Here is a 17,023-nt window from a genome sequence, read left to right on the forward strand (position 1 = left end):
CGATGGTGATGTTCGCCTACAAAGCGGTCTCCCCGGACGGGCGCCAGGTGCGCGGCGAGATGGACGCGGCCAACGAGGTGGACCTCGAAATGCGCCTCAAGCGCATGGATCTGGACTTCATCAACGGCCGGGCGCTCAAGGGCGCGCGCGCCTGGCACAACGCGCGCATCCCGCGGCGCGAGCTGATCAACTTCTGCTTCCACCTCGAACAGCTGACCCGCGCGGGCGTACCGATTCTCGAGGGCCTGTCCGACCTGCGCGACTCCACCGAGCATGCACGCTTTCGCGAGGTGGTCGCCGGGCTGGTCGAGAGCATCGAAGGCGGGCGCAACCTGTCGGAGGCGGCCGAAGACTATCCGCAGGTCTTCGATCCGGTGTTCTGCGCCCTGCTGCGCGCCGGCGAAACCTCCGGCCAACTGCCGCGGGTGCTGCGCGAGATCATGGAGAGCATCAAGCGCGAGGACGAGCTGGCCGCCTTCGGCCGCCGCGTGGTGATCTACCCGATCATCGTCACCTGCATCATCCTCGCCGCGCTGGCCGTGGCCCTGCTGTTCCTGGTGCCTCAGCTGGGCAGCCTGTTCCGCCTCGCCGGCCAGCAGCTGCCGCTGCAGACCCGCCTGCTGATCGGCGCCTCCGAATTGCTCGCCGACTGGTGGTGGCTGCTCCTCCTGCTGGTCGCCGCCGCCGTCACCACCGCCCGCCTGATGATCCTCGGCAGCCCCTCGGCCCGACGCAGCTGGGACGGCCTGATGCTCGCCGTGCCGCTCATCGGGCCGATCCGCGGCAAGATCATCCTGGCCCGCTTCGCCGGCCTGTTCGCCATGATGTACGGCGCCGGCATCCCCATCGTCACCGCCCTCCAGTCGGCCGAAACCGTGGCCGGCAACACGCTGGTGGCCGACGCCCTGAGCCGCGTGCGCGAACGCATCGCCGAAGGCCACAGCGTCTCCGGCGCCTTCGCCGCCACCCCGCTGTTCCCGCCCCTGGTGGTGCGCATGCTGCGGGTCGGCGAGAACACCGGCGCGCTCGACGCCGCCCTGGCCAACGTCCACTACTTCTACGACCGCGACGTGCGCGAGGCGGTCGAACGGCTGCAGGCGATCATCGAACCCTTGCTGATGATCATTCTCGGTGCGATCCTGCTGGGCATCATGATGGCCGTGCTGGGCCCCGTCTACGACATCATCACCCGGCTACCGATCTAGCGCATGCCGACACGCCACCTGCTCTATCTCGATGCCAACGCCCTGTCCAGCTTCCGCTGGCAGCAGGGCCACATCGTGCCAACCGGCCACTACACGGCCGACGAAGCCGGCATCAAAGCCTTCGCCGACGCCGTCCGGCGGACGAGCGGCGGCCTCTACACGCTGCTGGTCGACGTGGTCGACGAAGGTTTTCACGCCGACACCCTGCCCAGCGTGCACGGCCCCGACCGCGCCGCCATGCTCCAACGCAAGCGCAGCCAGACCTTTTTCGGCACGCCCCTGAGCGGCGCGCTGTCCATCGGCCACGACCGCAGCGGCCGCCGCCATGACGAACACTTCCTGTTCCTCGCCCTGACCCGACCCGCCATCGTCGAACCCTGGCTGCAGGTGCTGCGTGTCGCGCACGCCCCGCTCACCGGCATCCACACCGTCGCCCTGCTGCTCGATCGCCTGGTCCAGCGCCTGGCCGCGCCCGCCGAACGTTGCCTGCTGGTCACTCTCACGCCGGCCGGCATGCGCCAGACCTTCATCGACCAGGGCCATCTGCGCTTCAGCCGCCTGGCCCCCGGCCTGCACGACATCGATGCCGATACCGCCAGTCGATGCGCCGGCGAGATCCTCAAGACCCACTCCTACCTGGTCAGCCAGCGCATGCTGCCGCGCAACAGTCCGCTGCCGGTGTATCTGCTGTGCGATGCAACCGCTTACCGGCACCTTGCACCGACCCTGGACCGCGCCGACGAGCGGCGTTACCTGCATGTCGAACTGGCCCCCCTGGCGCAGCGCATCGGCCTGCAATCGCCGCTCAAGGGCAGCGATGCCCTGCCCCTGCTGCTGCACTGGATGGCACGCGAGAGCGGCCTGCTGCAACTGGCGCCCGCCATCGAGCGCCGTGCCTTCCGCCTGTGGCAGACCCGCCAGGCGATCGTCGGCACCGGCGTCGCCGTGTTTGCGGCAGCGCTGCTGTTCGCCGGCAAACTGTGGTACGAGACGGCCTCCGTCAAGGCCGACACCATGCAGCTGCGCATCAACACCGTGACCCTGCAGGCCCACCTGTCACGGCTGCAGGCCGAACAGCCGCCGCTGCCGGTCTCCCTCGACGACTTGCGCCGCGCCCTCGAGGGTTTCGACCAGCTGCACAGCCACTCCGCCTCGCCGCGGCCCTGGTTGGCGCACCTGTCGGCGGCCCTCGATGCGCAACCCGATCTGACCCTGACCCGCATCCACTGGCAGTCTGAAGAAGGCCGCCGCAGCGGCGACGCCCAGCTCAGCCTGCCCGTGGCCATGGCCAGCGATCGCCGCGCCATGGTCGACCTCGCCGAGCGCTTCCTCGCCGATCTGGCCCGCCCACCGGCCACGACCGCCCGCGTCACCCGCATGCCGGTCGAGCTTCAGTCCGACCGCGCCTTTCGCAGCAGCACCACGGCCGACACGTCGGCACCGGTGCTCGAAGTCAGCTACAGCCTGCAGGCCGAGCCATGATCCGCACCCAGGACCTGCGCCTGCTGCGCTGGCCCCTGCTGCTGGCGGCGATCCTGATCGCCACCGGCGCCACGGCCGTATGGCTGGCCCAGGTCCGCGCCGAGGCGGCCGAGCGCGCGCATGCCGGCGCCCGGCAACACTACACCGCCGCCAACACCCGCCTGCTGCAGGCCCGCACCGACGAGCACACCCTGCGCGACGCCCTCGCCCGCTACGACGCCCTGGCCCGACAAGGGGTGATCGGCCCGGAGCGGCGTCTCGACTGGGTCGAAACCCTCGACGCAGCGCGCCGGCGCCAGGGCATCGACACCATCAGCTACGAAATCCTGCCCCAGCAACCGGTCGACAAGGACGCGGGTGAGCGCCTGCGCTGGATGGAAAGCCGCATGCGCCTGACGCTGCAAGTGCGCCACGCCGGCGTACTGCTGGGCCTGCTCGATGCCCTGCGCGAGGTCGACAGCGCGCTGGTGCTGCCGCACGCCTGCCGGCTGGCGCGGCGCGCCGATGGCGCCGGCCTGGACGGCGAATGCGAACTGCGCTGGCTGACGCTGCAGGCGGGAGCCCCCTCATGAGCGCCCGCCGCGGGCCGATGCTGGCCGCCCTGCTCCTCGCCGCCTCGACCGCCCCCGCCTTGGGCGCCGAGGCGCCGCTCGGCCGCCTGTTCTTCACACCGGAAGAGCGCGCCGCGCTGGATCGCAACGAGTCGCCGACCGAGGCACGCACGCTGCCGCGGGTCGACGGCATCGTCCAGCGCAAGGGCGCGCCGGCCACGGTGTGGATCGACGGCCAGCCGCGGCGCGACGTGCCGGCCGGCACCCGTCGCGCCCGGGTCGTCGGCCCCGACGGCCAACCGGTCTGGCGCACGGTCGGCGAGCCGGCCGACGCCACAGACGGGCCGACCCTGCACATCCAGCGGCACGACCGATGACGCCCCGCCAACACGGCCTGATCCTGCCCGCCCTGCTGGTGCTGCTGCTGATCGGCAGCCTCGCCGCCGTGCTCGGCAGCGGCACGCTGGCCCGCAACGTCGAAACCCGCCGGCAGGCTCACACCATGGCCGCGCTGGCCCAGGCCCGCGCCGCCCTGATCGGCTACGCGCAGAGCTATCACCTGACACATGCCGGCCAGAGCGTCGGCTATCTGCCGTGCCCGGACACGGACTCAAGCAGCGGCGACGGCAACGCCGCGCCGGTGTGCGGCAGCCAGGACAATTTCGCCATCGGCCGCCTGCCCTATCGCACCCTCGGCCTGCCGCCGCTGCGCGACGGCGAGGGCGAATGCCTGTGGTACGCCGTGGCCGGCGCCTTCAAGAACAACCCCAAGTCCGACCGCCTCGACTGGGACAGCGCGGGCCAGTTTCAGATCCGGGACGGCCAGCGCAACCTCATCGCGGTCGCCTTTCCGGACCAATGGGCTGCGGCGGTCGTCTTTGCCCCCAGCCGACCGCTGGCCGGGCAACTGCGCAGCAGTTCGGCCCGTCGCTGCAGCGGTGACGCCGACGCAGCCGCCGCCTTGCAAGCCTATCTCGAAGGCGCCACTACTGCACCGAGCGCCCTGACGCCTGTCCTCCTGATGCGCGGCCAACCCGATGGGACGGCCAACAACGACCGGCTGGCCTGGATCTCGGCCGACGACATCTTCGACGCCCACCTCGTCGCGCGCAGCGACTTCGCCAGCCTGATCGACGGCATCAACACCGGCCTGAGAACCACCTTCACCCAGATGGCGACCAGCCCCGTTCCGCACCTCGCCCCGGCCCCGTCCGATGCCAGCGCTACCGGCGTGGTCGACATCGGCGGCTTGCCCGCGCCCTACAGCGCCGCCGCGCTGGAGCGGCCGCTGACCCCCGACGAATCGGCCGTCAACGGCGCACTCGCCGCTGCCGCCCCCTGGCGCGACCAGTACCGCTACCTGCGCTGCGGCGACGGCAGCGCCTGCCTCGACTGGGACGACGGTTCCGGCATCACCAAACCTTGCTCCGCCATCATTGCCTTTGCCGGCCACCGGCTACCGGACCAGAATCGGGCCGATGGCATCGCCGCCGACCCGGCCGCCTTTTTCGAGGGGCCGAATGTCCAGGCGCTCGCGCTGGCCGCGCCCTTTACCGGACTGGCCAGCTACGCCGGCAGCCAGCCCACCGTCGACGTGATCCAATGCGTACCATGAGCGCCAATCCATCGCACCGTCAGCACGGCTTCACCCTCGCCGAACTGGCCATCGTCCTGCTGATCCTCACCGTGCTGGCCGCCGCCCTGGTAGTACCCTTCCGCGCGCGTCTGGAAGCGGACCGCCGCGAGCAGACCCGCCGCATGCTCGACGACATCCACGCTGCCCTGATCGGCTTCGCCATCGTCCACGGCCGCTTGCCTTGTCCCACCACCCGGCGCAATCCGCTCGATACGCGCTATGGCGAGGAGGAGATCGACGGCGCCACCAACAAGTGCGTGGTCGGCAGCGAAGGCATGCTGCCGTGGCGCACGCTGGGCCTGCCTGGCTTCGATGCCTGGGGCCATGCGCGCAGCGTCGAAGCCGATCCGTGGGCGGGTCAGTTCCGCTACCGGGTGGACCTCGACTTCAGCAGCGCCCAGCCCGGCGTGAAGATCAAGGCCGATACGGACTACGCGAGCACGATCAAAGTCATTGACCATGACGGCAACGAGATCACCGTGTCGTCATACAGCGGCACCGAGTCCCTCAAGAACACCTTGGCCGTCGCTCTCGTCTATTCCACCGGCCCCGACCTCACCCCCAACGGCGCCAACGCCAGCTACGAAGCCGTTGGCGATGCCACCTACGAAACCGGCGAGCCGACCACCGCCTTTGATGATATGGTTGTCTGGATCGCCCGCCCGCTCTTGATCGCCCGCATGGCGCAGGCCGGCGCCTTGTAGCCCAGACCTTGGCAACGCCCATGGATTCCACGGACGAGTTGTCCTACTACGCTCAAAGCTTCGCGACGCGCCTGCGCAATGCCGGCGTGCGCCCGGGCGACGACGAGCAGACCCGCCTGGGCAAGTCCTTGCTGGTTTTCGCCACCGGCCTGATGAGCATCGCCTCGGGGCTGTGGCTGCTGCTGTACTGGCTGAGCGGGCCGAAGCTCTCCTCGACCCTGCCCTTCCTGTTCCAGGTCCTGCTGGCGGCCAATCTCGCCTACTACATCCACAGCGGCAACTTCACCTGGTTTCGCTTCAGCCAGTTCGCCTTGTTCCTGTTCTTCCCCTTCGTGGCGCAGTGGAGCATGGGCAACTTCATCACCGGTTCGGGCGTCATCCTGTGGGGGCTGATCGCGCCGATCGGCGCGGTCTTCGTGATGGGCTTGCGCGAGTCGATGCCCTGGTTCTTCGCCTACGTGTTCTTCACCGCACTCACCGGCCTCTTCGACTACCTGCTGGTGGATGTCAGCGGGCCGCTCGATGCTGCCGCCGCCGCGGTGTCGCTACGCACCTCGGTGCTGTTCTTCGCGCTCAACTTCATCGCCATCTCGGGCATCGTCTATGCGCTGGTGCGCTTTGCCCTCGAAGAGAAGCGCAAGCTGCAGACACGCCTGGAAGAGGCCATGAGCCTGCTGCGCTCCGAGCAGGAACGCTCCGAACGGCTGCTGCTCAACGTGCTGCCCGGCGCCGTGGCCGAGCGCCTCAAGATGAGCGACGAAACGGTGGCCGACGACTTCTCCAGCGTCTCGGTGATGTTCGCCGACATCGTCAACTTCACCCAGATCGCCAGCGGCCTGAGCGCGCCGCAGGTGTTCGCCATGCTCAACGAAGTGTTCTGCTGTTTCGATGCGCTGGCCGAGCAACGCGGGCTCGAGAAGATCAAGACCATCGGCGACGCCTACATGGTCGCCGGCGGCCTGGACGGGCGTTGCAAGGATCCGTGTGCTGCCATCGCCGAGCTGGCGCTCGACATGCGCGACAATCTGCCCCGGCTGTCCGCCAAGGTCGGCGTACCGCTGGCGCTGCGCATCGGCATCGGCACCGGTCCGGTGGTGGCCGGCGTGGTCGGCCGCAAGAAGTTCATCTACGACCTGTGGGGCGACACGGTCAACGTGGCCAGCCGTCTGAGCGGCGATGGCGCGCCGGACACCATCCATTGCGACCGCCGCACCCACATGCACCTGTCACAGCGCTTTGCCTTCGACGAGCGCAGCATCCTGCGCATCAAGGGCAAGGGCGAGGTCATCACCTACCGCCTGCTCGGGCACATGCCGCAGGGCAGCCACCCCCCGCATCACTCCGCCGCCGCCTGATCGAGGCGGAAGCGCACGCTGCCATCCCGGTTGCTGTCCAGGCGCAGCGCGTAGCCAGCCTCCTCGGCCAGGCGTGCCACCTGATACAAACCCATCCCCAACCCGCTGTGCGAGGCCACCGGCGCGCGCGTCAGCTGCCCGGCCAGCGGCGACGGGATCTGCGGCCCGTCGTCCTCGACCTCCAGCACCGGCAGCCCTGCCGGCACACGCAGGCGTACCGTGATGTTCAGCGCCGGATTGAGCAGGCGCTTGTCCAGCGCGTTCTGGATGAGGTTGTCCGCCACGCTGTTGAACACCGGCAACGACACCCGCAGGGCACCGGCATCGTCGCTGAGCACGAAGCGGATGTCGCTCGTCGCATGGCGCGCGCAGCATTCCTGCCACCACTGCGCCGCCGGCACGGTTTCGCCGGGCAGCGAGTCCGGATGGCGCAGCTTCTCGAGCGTCTGCGCCAGGCGTCGGGTAATCAGCGGCAACTGGCGCGACACCAGCGCCCGCAGCGCCGCCTCGTCCACCGTCGGCCGGGACGCGGTGTAGCACAGCGTGTTGAGCGATTGCAGCAGGTTCTTGACGTCATGGGTCAGGCGGGCGCCGGTCTCGTGGATGGCCCGCAGGTAGGACAGCGTCTCGAGCTGGCGCGCATGGCGCTTCTCGCGGCAGAACTCGGCCAGCATGCGCACCATCAGGTTGAAATGCCAGCTCAGGGCCGGGCTCGGCGCACGTCGCAGGTAGAGCGTGACGGTCAGCCCTTCCTGCGTGATCTGGCGCGCCACGGCGGCGGTGACGCCGAAGTCGCCCTCGCCTTCGGCCAACCGCCAGTGCCCGCCGCACACGCCGGGGACTCGCAGCATCCGCTGACAGGCCTGCTCGGCCAGCGCGTCGGGCGTCTCGACCACCAGCGACACGCTCGCCAGCTCGTGCAACCACTCCTCGAAGGACAGGCCGACCGACAGGATGCGCCGGGCAAACACCATGCCCAGCTGCGGACCGCCGCCGCCCGGCTGCCACGCCCAGGCCAGCACGAACAACACCACGGCCATCGCAAACAGCGCCGACACCAGCGCCACCAGATAGGGCAGATGCTGCAGCCACATGAAGGCAAAGCCGCCCAGCGTCGACAAGGCCAGCACCATGAACAGCAGGATGGTCGACAGGAAATCGATGGCCTCCGCCCGCCGCCCGCTGCCGGGCGGCGCCGGCAGCCACATCACCACCATGATCAGCACCGGCAGGACACTCAAGGCCAGCGCGTCGAAGAGCGGGCGCTCCGCCACCGCCACCGGCACCATCCGGGGCAGAACGATGATGAACAGGCTGCACACCAGGTAGGCCACCGCCAACTGATAGGGCAGCCGCCCACGCGCGGAGATCTCGACAAACGCCCCGCCGCCGACCACCCCCGCCAGCACCATCAGCCACACCGCCAGCACGCCCCATGACATGCCCACCAGGAACAGCGCGATCACCACCATCATGACCAGCAGGTCCCGCCAGGCCAGGCGGTGGGCGCCGCGCACCACCGGTTGCCAGATCAGGAACACGCCGAGGTGTGCCAGCAGCAGCGTCCGCCCGACCAGCGACTCGACCCCTTGCAACATGCCCAGATGCAGCACCGCCAGCGAGGCCGCGAGCAGGCGATTGGGGGCATGGCCGAGCCAACGCCACGGCGCCCGCCAAGCTGTCATCGTTGCCGCCTTGTGAGTGCTCATGCGCGCCATTGTAGTGAATGTGCGCCGAGGCGACAGATCGGGCCGGCCCCGGCCCGCCAGGTGACGACTTCGTGACACTACGTGTCGAGATATTGACACCTTCCGTCAACATCTGGTCAACCGCCGCCGGCAAAACCGTCGTCCCCCGCCCCCGATCCGGCCCAACGCCAAGGCACGCAACTTGCTTGAAATTCAACGGGATTTTGGAGACCCTCATGAAACAACGCAGCCTCAGACGCACCCAACGCGGCTTCACCCTGGTCGAGATCGCCGTCGTCCTCGTCATCATCGGCCTGCTGCTCGGCGGCGTGTTGAAGGGGCAGGAGCTGATCAACAGCGCCAAGGTGAAGAGCCTGGTCCAGGAATTCAACAGCGTGTCGACGATGGTTTACGGCTACCAGGACCGCTTCCGCTTTCTGCCTGGGGATGATCCGCAGGTGGCCGCTCACGTGGGCGGCACCCCGGCAACCACACCGGCCAACAGTACGGGCAACAGCCGCATCGACGGCGCATGGAACTCTTCCACGTCGACCGATGAGTCCTTCCTGTTCTGGCAACATGTCCGACTCGCCGGTCTGGCGTCCGGCTCCACCGTCGTGGCCGACGCCAACTACCGGGAACTCAACGTCGAGAATGGTCCCATCGGGGTCAGTAGCCAGAATCCAACGTCGAACGGCGCCGCCTTCCCCGGTCAGTTCTACATCTGCTCGGGCGGCCTCTCCACCCGCTTCGCCCGCCAGATCGACACCACCATGGATGACGGCGTCACCAACACGGGCGCCGTGCGCACGCTCCAGGCCGACGGCACCTTCATCAACCTGACGGCGGCCAACGAAGGCGACGGCAACTTCTACACCGTCTGCGCCGCCTACTAAGCCCCCCGCATCAACCGCTGCTCGGCCAGTTCCAGATTCCCCGGCACGCCGAGCAGCACCACCACATCACCGGCCTGGATCTCGGTTTCCGGCCCTGGGCTGAGGCCGCGGATATTGCGCCGGCGCACAGCCGAGACGGTGACGTTGAGCACCGCCAGATCCAGCTCACCGATGGTCCGTCCCACCGATCCGGCCCCGGGCGGAATGGCCACCGAATGCAGCCGCATCTGCTGCGACTCCGGTCCGTCGAAGGCATCGTCGGCACCATGGAAAAGGCCTTGCATCAAGGCATAGCGCTGGCTGCGGATCTCGCGGATGCGGCGCAGCACACGATTGATCGGCACCCCGATCAGCGCCAGCGCATGCGAGGCGAGCATGATGCTGCCCTCGAAGGCCTCGGTCACCACCTCGGCCGCCCCCGCGTCCGACAGCTTGGCCATCTCGGCCTCGTCCACCGCCCGCGCCACCACCGGCAAGCCGGGCCGGATCGCCTGCACATGGTGGATCACCCGCAGCGCCGCATCGACACCTGAAAACGACACCACCACCGCGCTGGCGCGCATCACGCCGGCCGCCTGCAAGGTCTCGTGGCGGGCCGCATCGCCATAGACCACCGTGTCGCCCGCGGCCCCCGCCTCGCGCACCCGCTCCGGGTCCAGGTCGAGCGCCACATAGGCCACGCCCTCCTGCTCGAAGAAGCGCGCCAGATGCTGGCCGCTGCGCCCGTAGCCGCAGATCACGATATGGCCGGTGGTGTTCAGGCTCTGTGCGGCGACCCGGGTCAGCTCCATCGAGCGCATCAGCCATTCGGACGCCACGAAGCGCATCACCAGCTTGTCGCTCACCTGCACGATCAAGGGCGCCACCAGCATCGACAGCACCAGCGCCGCCACCGTCACCTGCAACAACACCGGCGAGAACAGCGCCAGGCCATCGATCTGCGAAATCAGCACGAAACCGAACTCGCCGCCGGCGCACAGCCACAGGCCGGTGCGCATGGCGGTGCCGGGCGAGGCGCCGAAAGCCCGCGAAGCGCCGGCCGCCACCGCCAGCTTGAGCAGCAGCAGCGCGACGACCATCCCGAGCACCAGCGGCAGGTGCACCAGGATCTCGCCCACGTCGAGAAACATGCCGACGGTGACGAAAAACAGGCCGAGCAGCACATCGCGGAAGGGCTTGATGTCCTCCTCCACTTGATAGCGATACTCGGTTTCCGAGATCAGCATGCCGGCCAGGAAGGCCCCCAGCGCCAGCGACAGCCCGACCAGCTCACTCAGCCAGGCCAGGCCGAGGGTGATCAGCAGCACGTTGAGCATGAACAGCTCGCCCGAGCGCCGCCGCGCCACCAGCGTGAACCAGGCGCGCATCAGGCGCTGGCCGAAGACCAGCACCAGCGCCAGCATGGCGGCCGCCTTGAGCGCCGCCACCGACAGCGTCGCCACCAACGCCTCGCCCGGCTGCGACAGCGCCGGGATCAGGATCAACAGCGGCACCACGGCGATATCCTGGAACAGCAACACGCCGATCACCTCGCGCCCGTGGCGCGATTCGAGCTCCATGCGATCGGTGAGCAGCTTGGAGAGGATGGCGGTGGACGACATGGTCAGGATGCTGCCCAGCGCGAAGCTCGCCAGCAGACCGATGCCGAAGGCCCAGCCCAACAAGGTGGCCAGCGCGATCGAGCCGGCCACCTGGGCCGCCCCCAGGCCGAACACGATGCGCTTCATCGCCACCAGGCGCGGCAGCGAGAACTCCAGGCCGATCGAGAACATCAGGAAGACGACGCCGAACTCCGCCAGATGGCGCGCGCCATCGGCGTCTTCCATAAGATTCAGCGCATGCGGGCCAAGCGCGGCGCCGACCAGCAGATAGCCCAGCACCGGCGGCAGGTTGATGCTGCGAAACACGCCCACCACGAGCACCGCGGCCGCCAGCAACAACAAAACCAATTCCAGGGTATTGACCATGCGTCTCCAGCCGCTCGTTCTCGATCCTCGGGGCATCCGGCCGGAAGGGCGCCGACGGCCTTCTGATATACTTTTCGCCCAAGTTTAACCGCATTCCCCGACCCGCCCAATGTCCCGTCCCGTCCCGTTTTCGCCGGAAGACTGCCTGACGCAGGCCCGCCGCGTGCTCGCCATCGAAGCCGCCGCGGTGGCGGCCTTGGCCGGGCGTCTCGACGCGAGCTTTCCGCGCGCGATCGAGCTCATCCTGGCCGCCCAGGGGCGCGTCATCGTCACCGGCATCGGCAAGACCGGCCACATCGGCCGCAAGCTGGCCGCCACCCTGGCGAGCACCGGCACCCCGGCCTATTTCGTCCATGCCGCCGAGGCGGCCCACGGCGATCTGGGCATGATCACCTCGGCCGACGTGGTCATCGCACTGTCGCACTCGGGCAGCAGCAGCGAACTGCTCACCATCGTGCCGCTGGTCAAGCGCCAGGGCGCGCGGCTGATCGCCATGACCGGCCATCCGGACTCCCCGCTGGCGCGCGAGGCCGACGTCCATCTCGACGCCGGTGTCAGCGAAGAGGCCTGCCCGCTCAATCTGGCGCCGACCGCCAGCACCACCGCGGCCCTCGCCCTGGGCGACGCGCTGGCCGTGGTGTTGCTCGACGCACGCGGCTTCGGCGAAGCCGACTTCGCCCGCAGCCACCCCGGCGGCGCCCTCGGCCGGCGCCTGCTCACCCATGTGCGCGACGTCATGCGCAGCGGCGCCGCGCTGCCGCTGGTGAGCCCCGAGGCCAGCGTCTCCGAGGCCTTGCTGGTGATGTCGCGCGGCGGCATGGGCATGGCCATCATTGCCGACGCCGCGGCCCACCCCGAGGGCATCTTCACCGACGGCGACCTGCGCCGCGCCCTGGCCGGCACCGGCGACATCCGCCACACCCCGCTCACCGAGCTGATGACCCGCCATCCGCGCAGCATCGGCCCCGACGCCCTGGCCGCCGAGGCCGCCGCCTTGATGGAGCAGCACCGCATCAACCAGCTGCTCGTGGTCGCCCCCGACGGCGCCCTGGTCGGCGCCCTCAACATGCACGACCTGATGCAGGCCAAGGTCATCTGAGCCAACGCATGCGCCTGAGCCCCCAGCACCTCTACCCGATCATCGCGCTCACCGTCCTGGCCGGCGGCAGCCTGTGGCTCGACCGTGTCAGCCAGGATCCGGCCCAGCCGTCCGATCCGGCCGCCCGGCGCGGCCCGGACGTGATCGTCGACACCATGTCCCTGACCCGCTTCGACCTCACCGGCAAACCGCAATACACCATCGATGCGCGGCAAATGACCCACTACCCGGCCCTGGCGCAATCGCATCTGGACGAACCGGTGGTGCACTACCGGCGCGATGACGCCCGCCTGCGCCTGACCGCCGACAGCGGCATCGCCCGCGACGATGGCGAGCGGGTCGACCTCAGCGGCCAGGTCCGCGCCGCGCGCACCCTGCCGAACAAACCGGTCGCGACCTTCGCCTCCCAATCCCTGGTGCTGTGGCCGAACACCGAACAGGCCAAGTCGATCGACCCGGTGGTGCTGACCCAGGACGGCGCCGAGGTCCACGGCAACGGCATGACCGCCAACAATCTGTTCGGCGACATCACCCTCACCGGCGGCGTCGTCGCCAACCTGCCCATCAAGCGGAAGCAACCATGAACGCTCGCCTCTGTCTGCTCGCCCTCACCGCCAGCCTGTGGGCCGGCCACGCCCTGGCCGAACGCGCCGACCGCAACAAGCCGGTCAATATCGAGGCCGACAAGGTCACGGTGGACGAGCGTAAGAAGGTCCATCTGTTCGAAGGCAAGGTCGTCCTCACCCAGGGCACGCTGGAGATCCGCGGCGACACCCTCACCGTCACCCAGGACGACGAAGGCTTCCAGAAGGGCGTGGCCACCAGCCAAGGCGACGGCCTGGCACGCTTCAAGCAAAAACGCGACGGCAGCGGCGACTATGTGCATGGCCGGGCCGAGCGCATCGAGTACGATGGCCGTACCCAGATGACGCATCTGTATGTCCGCGCCCATGTCACCAGCGGCAAGGACGAAGTCCAGGGCGAGTTCATCGAGTACGACGGCTACACCGGCCAGTATGTCGTCACCAACAGCAGTTCGAAGTCGGCCAACGGCTCTGGCCGGGTACGGGCCGTCATCCAGCCGAAGACCCCCGCGCCGGAGTAACCCGCGGCAACCACAACACGGGGCCGATGCCCCGATGACGACAAGGAGATGTGCAGTGAGTTACGAGAACATCCTGGTGGAGACGCGCGGTCGCGTCGGCCTGATCACCCTGAACCGCCCCAAGGCACTCAACGCCTTGAACGACACGCTGGTCGATGAAATCAGCGCGGCGCTCGACGCCTTCGAAGCGGACGACGGTATCGGCGCCATCGTCGTCACCGGGTCCGAAAAGGCCTTCGCCGCCGGCGCCGACATCGGCGCGATGGCCAAGTTCTCCTACATGGATGCCTACCTGACCGACTACATCACCCGCAACTGGGAACGCATCAAGACCTGCCGCAAGCCGATCATCGCCGCCGTCGCCGGCTACGCGCTGGGCGGCGGCTGCGAAATGGCCATGGCCTGCGACGTCATCATCGCCGCCGACACCGCCAAGTTCGGCCAGCCGGAAATCAAGCTCGGCATCCTGCCCGGCGCCGGCGGCACCCAGCGCCTGCCGCGCGCCGTCAGCAAGGCCAAGGCCATGGACATGTGCCTGACCGCCCGCATGATGGATGCCACCGAAGCCGAGCGCGCCGGGCTGGTCTCGCGCATCGTGCCGGCCGACAAGCTGCTCGACGAAGCCCTGGCCGCCGCCGAGACCATCGCCGGCTTCTCACTGCCGGTGGTCATGATGATCAAGGAATCGGTCAATCGCGCCTACGAGTCCGGGCTGTCCGAAGGGCTGCTGTTCGAGCGCCGGGTGTTCCACTCCGCCTTTGCCCTCGACGACCAGAAAGAAGGCATGGCCGCCTTCGTCGAAAAACGCGCCCCGCAGTTCAAGCACCGCTAAGTCCCCTCGGGGCGGCCATCGGTCGCCCCGCCTCTCCGGCGCGCCCGCGCCCGTCACATCGCTGTCACAACCGGCTGACACACTGCAACGGCCGCTAACCGTGCACGCCCGTATCGGCTAACGGCGCGTTCTCCCGCCTTGCGGAGCGCCCGGATGTCACGAATCGCCAAATCCATGTTTTGTAACAACATCTATCCGACAGCCGGCGTTGTGCGTCGCAACAATTCAGTTGACATCGGAATCTCACCCCCTATAATTCGAACCATGACGCATTGCAACAAATCGCTGTGTCCCATTTAACTCAGGAGAAACACATGTTCGCTACCCCCGAGCAATTCGCCGCCACCAACAAGGCCAACATCGAATCCGTGCTGACGCTGGCCAACGCCGCCTTCGCCAGTGCCGAGCGTCTGGCCGCACTGAACCTGAACACCGCCCGCGTCTTCCTGGAAGACGGCGTGGCCAACACCAAGGCCCTGATGGGCGTCAAGGATGTGCAGGAGTTCGTGACCCTGCAGAGCACCCTGGCCCAGCCGGCTGTCGAAAAGATGGTCGCCTACGCCCGCAGCGTGTACGAGATCGCCACCCAGAGCCAGGACGAAGTGTCCAAGCTGGTCGAAGGTCAGATCGCTGAAGTGAACAAGGGTGTTGCCGACGCGCTGGACAAGGCTGCCAAATCCGCCCCCGCCGGTTCCGACGTGGCCGTGGCCGCCGTCAAGTCCGCCATCGCTGCTGCCAACTCCGCCTACGACAGCATGAACAAGGCTGCCAAGCAGGTTGCCGAGATCGCTGAAGCCAACGTTGCCGCTGCCACCAGCGCCACCGTCAAGGCTGTGGGCACCGCCCAGAAAGCCGGCACCAAGAAAGCTGCCTAATCGGCTGACTTGATGTCGAGAAGACCCCGCCGCGGCGGGGTCTTTTTTTGCCTGTCCGCCCCCGGATCTCAGGCACCCAGGCCACACCCGCGGGCGGCCGCGAAGCCGTGACCGGGGCGCTCACCCCGCGCGCTGCAGGCGGCAGCGGCGGACAACCCCCTTTGCTCGCGCCATCCAGGAAACAAGAAGGAATACGCCAAGCCCACCGGGTCGCGGCTGAGATTGCCGCTCGGTGCGCGCCAAGCCCGGAGCACCTCAACCGAACGCCGGCGACGCGCACTTACCGGAACAGCCGGATGCGTCGACGCGTCCGGCTGCAGGCGAAGGCGGCACTCAGGCCGTCCCCTGAACCGCCTCGTCAGGATAGTGCGACGGGAACAGGCGCCGCATTTCCCCCTCGATCCAGGCCTCTGCACGACGATTGACCTCGTCCGGCGCCAGACCGGTCGGGTCGATGGCCGGCCCGATGCTGACCACGATCTCGCCCGGTTGTTTGACGAAGGCGTTGCGACGCCAGCAATCGCCCGCGTTGTGGGCGATCGGCAGCACCGGCACACCGGCCTTGATGCTCAGCCAGGCGCCGCCCGGCTTGTAGCGCCGCGTGGTGCCCGGGGCGACGCGCGTGCCTTCCGGGAACACCACCACGTAGAACCCTTCGCTCAAGCGCGCCTTGCCCTGCTCCGTCACCTGGGTCAGCGCGTCCTTGCCGGCAGCGCGATCGATGGCGATGTTCGGCATCTTGCCCAGCCCCCAGCCGAAGAACGGCAGGCGCAGCAGCTCGCGTTTGAGCACGAAGCAGATCGGCGGCAGGATGCGCTGCAGCGCGATGGTTTCCCAGGCCGACTGGTGCTTGCACAGCACCACGCAGGGCGATTCGGGAATATTCTCGGCGCCGATCACCCGATGGCGGATCCCCAGCAGATAGCGAATGAACCACATGGCGATGGTGGTCCAGCCGCCGATCAGGCGGTAGCGCAGCTGCGGCGGCAGCGGCGTGCTGAGCATGCCGACCAGCGCGAACACCGGCGTGATGAAGACCAGCACGATGGCAAACAGGGTTGAGCGAATCAGGGGCATGGCCAGGTCAGTCCAGCAAGGCATCCGCGACGGCGGACAGGTCGGGGAAGATCAGAGTGTCGGGTGGCAGATCGGGGTCTTCGCGGGTCCGCTGGCCCTTGCCAGTGAGCACCAGATAGGTCTTGCAACCGGCGGCCTGCCCGGCCTGCAGGTCGCGCAGGCTGTCGCCCACCATCGGCACGCCGGTCAGGTCGACGTTGAAACGCGATTCGATCTGCCGGAACAGGCCCGGCTTGGGCTTGCGACAGTCGCAGGTGGAATCGGCGGCATGCGGGCAGAAAAAGATCGCGTCGAGTCGGCCGCCGACCTGGGCCAGCGCCTCGACCATCTTGGCGTGAATGGCGTTGAGCGTATCCATGCCGAACAGGCCGCGACCGACGCCGGACTGGTTGGAGGCCAGCACCACGCGCCAGCCCGACTGGTTGAGGCGCGCGATGGCCTCGAGCGAGCCGGCGATCGGCACCCACTCGTCGGGCGACTTGATGAACTGGTCGGAGTCCTGGTTGATGACGCCGTCCCGGTCGAGAATGATCATGTTCATGCCACCGCCT

17 protein-coding genes are annotated in these 17,023 nt (G+C 68.3%); 13 read left to right on the forward strand and 4 right to left on the reverse strand.

Going from position 1 to position 17,023, the window contains the following annotated elements:
- The first annotated feature begins 8 nt into the window (after positions 1–8).
- Genes I8J34_RS15975 through I8J34_RS16005 form a run of 7 tightly spaced genes read left to right on the forward strand, consistent with a single transcriptional unit; the run spans position 9 to position 6,933 of the window.
- Positions 9–1,205, forward strand: a complete 1,197-nt coding sequence (locus I8J34_RS15975) for a type II secretion system F family protein (RefSeq protein ID WP_230411872.1) — start codon at positions 9–11, stop codon at positions 1,203–1,205.
- A gap of 3 nt (positions 1,206–1,208) precedes the next feature.
- Positions 1,209–2,687: a hypothetical protein gene (locus tag I8J34_RS15980; RefSeq protein WP_214362629.1), complete on the forward strand. Its 1,479-nt coding sequence runs from the start codon at positions 1,209–1,211 to the stop codon at positions 2,685–2,687.
- Positions 2,684–3,259, forward strand: coding sequence for a hypothetical protein (locus I8J34_RS15985; protein ID WP_214362630.1), 576 nt, complete (start codon positions 2,684–2,686; stop codon positions 3,257–3,259). Before I8J34_RS15980 ends, I8J34_RS15985 begins: the two co-directional genes overlap by 4 nt.
- Positions 3,256–3,615, forward strand: a complete 360-nt coding sequence (locus I8J34_RS15990) for a hypothetical protein (RefSeq protein WP_214362631.1) — start codon at positions 3,256–3,258, stop codon at positions 3,613–3,615. The genes I8J34_RS15985 and I8J34_RS15990 overlap by 4 nt, the downstream gene beginning before the upstream one ends.
- Positions 3,612–4,853 carry a hypothetical protein gene (locus tag I8J34_RS15995; RefSeq protein ID WP_214362632.1) on the forward strand — a complete coding sequence of 414 codons (1,242 nt, stop codon included), beginning with the start codon at positions 3,612–3,614 and terminating at the stop codon, positions 4,851–4,853. Before I8J34_RS15990 ends, I8J34_RS15995 begins: the two co-directional genes overlap by 4 nt.
- Positions 4,850–5,578, forward strand: coding sequence for a type II secretion system protein (locus tag I8J34_RS16000; RefSeq protein ID WP_230411873.1), 729 nt, complete (start codon positions 4,850–4,852; stop codon positions 5,576–5,578). The genes I8J34_RS15995 and I8J34_RS16000 overlap by 4 nt, the downstream gene beginning before the upstream one ends.
- 20 nt (positions 5,579–5,598) lie before the next feature.
- Positions 5,599–6,933, forward strand: coding sequence for an adenylate/guanylate cyclase domain-containing protein (locus I8J34_RS16005; protein WP_214362634.1), 1,335 nt, complete (start codon positions 5,599–5,601; stop codon positions 6,931–6,933).
- Here I8J34_RS16005 and I8J34_RS16010 read toward each other — a convergent pair.
- On the reverse strand, positions 6,915–8,618 hold the full coding sequence (locus I8J34_RS16010; RefSeq protein WP_214362635.1) for an ATP-binding protein: 1,704 nt from the start codon (positions 8,616–8,618) through the stop codon (positions 6,915–6,917). The two genes, I8J34_RS16005 and I8J34_RS16010, sit on opposite strands and share 19 nt — an antisense overlap.
- A 239-nt stretch (positions 8,619–8,857) precedes the next feature.
- Here I8J34_RS16010 and I8J34_RS16015 point away from each other — a divergent pair, with 239 nt between their 5' ends.
- Positions 8,858–9,517 (forward strand): type II secretion system protein, encoded by a 660-nt coding sequence (locus I8J34_RS16015; RefSeq protein ID WP_214362636.1) that lies wholly within the window; start codon positions 8,858–8,860, stop codon positions 9,515–9,517.
- Here I8J34_RS16015 and I8J34_RS16020 read toward each other — a convergent pair.
- Positions 9,514–11,484: a monovalent cation:proton antiporter family protein gene (locus I8J34_RS16020; protein ID WP_214362637.1), complete on the reverse strand. Its 1,971-nt coding sequence runs from the start codon at positions 11,482–11,484 to the stop codon at positions 9,514–9,516. The genes I8J34_RS16015 and I8J34_RS16020 overlap by 4 nt on opposite strands.
- A gap of 109 nt (positions 11,485–11,593) precedes the next feature.
- Between I8J34_RS16020 and I8J34_RS16025 the strand changes: the two genes are divergently transcribed.
- The 5 genes from I8J34_RS16025 (at position 11,594) to I8J34_RS16045 (ending at position 15,395) form a co-directional block, all read left to right on the forward strand.
- Positions 11,594–12,583 carry a KpsF/GutQ family sugar-phosphate isomerase gene (locus tag I8J34_RS16025; RefSeq protein ID WP_214362638.1) on the forward strand — a complete coding sequence of 330 codons (990 nt, stop codon included), beginning with the start codon at positions 11,594–11,596 and terminating at the stop codon, positions 12,581–12,583.
- 8 nt (positions 12,584–12,591) lie between these two features.
- Positions 12,592–13,167, forward strand: a complete 576-nt coding sequence (lptC, locus tag I8J34_RS16030; RefSeq protein WP_214362639.1) for an LPS export ABC transporter periplasmic protein LptC — start codon at positions 12,592–12,594, stop codon at positions 13,165–13,167.
- Complete coding sequence (gene lptA / locus I8J34_RS16035; RefSeq protein WP_214362640.1) at positions 13,164–13,688, forward strand: lipopolysaccharide transport periplasmic protein LptA; 525 nt, start codon at positions 13,164–13,166, stop codon at positions 13,686–13,688. The genes lptC and lptA overlap by 4 nt, the downstream gene beginning before the upstream one ends.
- 55 nt (positions 13,689–13,743) lie before the next feature.
- Positions 13,744–14,520 (forward strand): enoyl-CoA hydratase, encoded by a 777-nt coding sequence (locus I8J34_RS16040; RefSeq protein WP_214362641.1) that lies wholly within the window; start codon positions 13,744–13,746, stop codon positions 14,518–14,520.
- A 314-nt stretch (positions 14,521–14,834) separates the two neighbouring features.
- Positions 14,835–15,395 carry a phasin family protein gene (locus tag I8J34_RS16045; RefSeq protein ID WP_214362642.1) on the forward strand — a complete coding sequence of 187 codons (561 nt, stop codon included), beginning with the start codon at positions 14,835–14,837 and terminating at the stop codon, positions 15,393–15,395.
- A 333-nt stretch (positions 15,396–15,728) separates the two neighbouring features.
- Here I8J34_RS16045 and I8J34_RS16050 read toward each other — a convergent pair whose 3' ends face one another.
- Positions 15,729–16,472 (reverse strand): lysophospholipid acyltransferase family protein, encoded by a 744-nt coding sequence (locus I8J34_RS16050; protein ID WP_214362643.1) that lies wholly within the window; start codon positions 16,470–16,472, stop codon positions 15,729–15,731.
- Positions 16,473–16,479: 7 nt separating this feature from the next.
- A complete protein-coding gene (gene gmhB / locus I8J34_RS16055) occupies positions 16,480–17,013 on the reverse strand; it encodes a D-glycero-beta-D-manno-heptose 1,7-bisphosphate 7-phosphatase (RefSeq protein WP_214362644.1) in 534 nt (177 codons plus the stop codon).
- Between the last annotated feature and the right edge of the window lie 10 nt (positions 17,014–17,023).

The organism is Denitromonas iodatirespirans (assembly GCF_018524365.1).
Classification (GTDB): Bacteria; Pseudomonadota; Gammaproteobacteria; order Burkholderiales; family Rhodocyclaceae; genus Nitrogeniibacter; species Nitrogeniibacter iodatirespirans.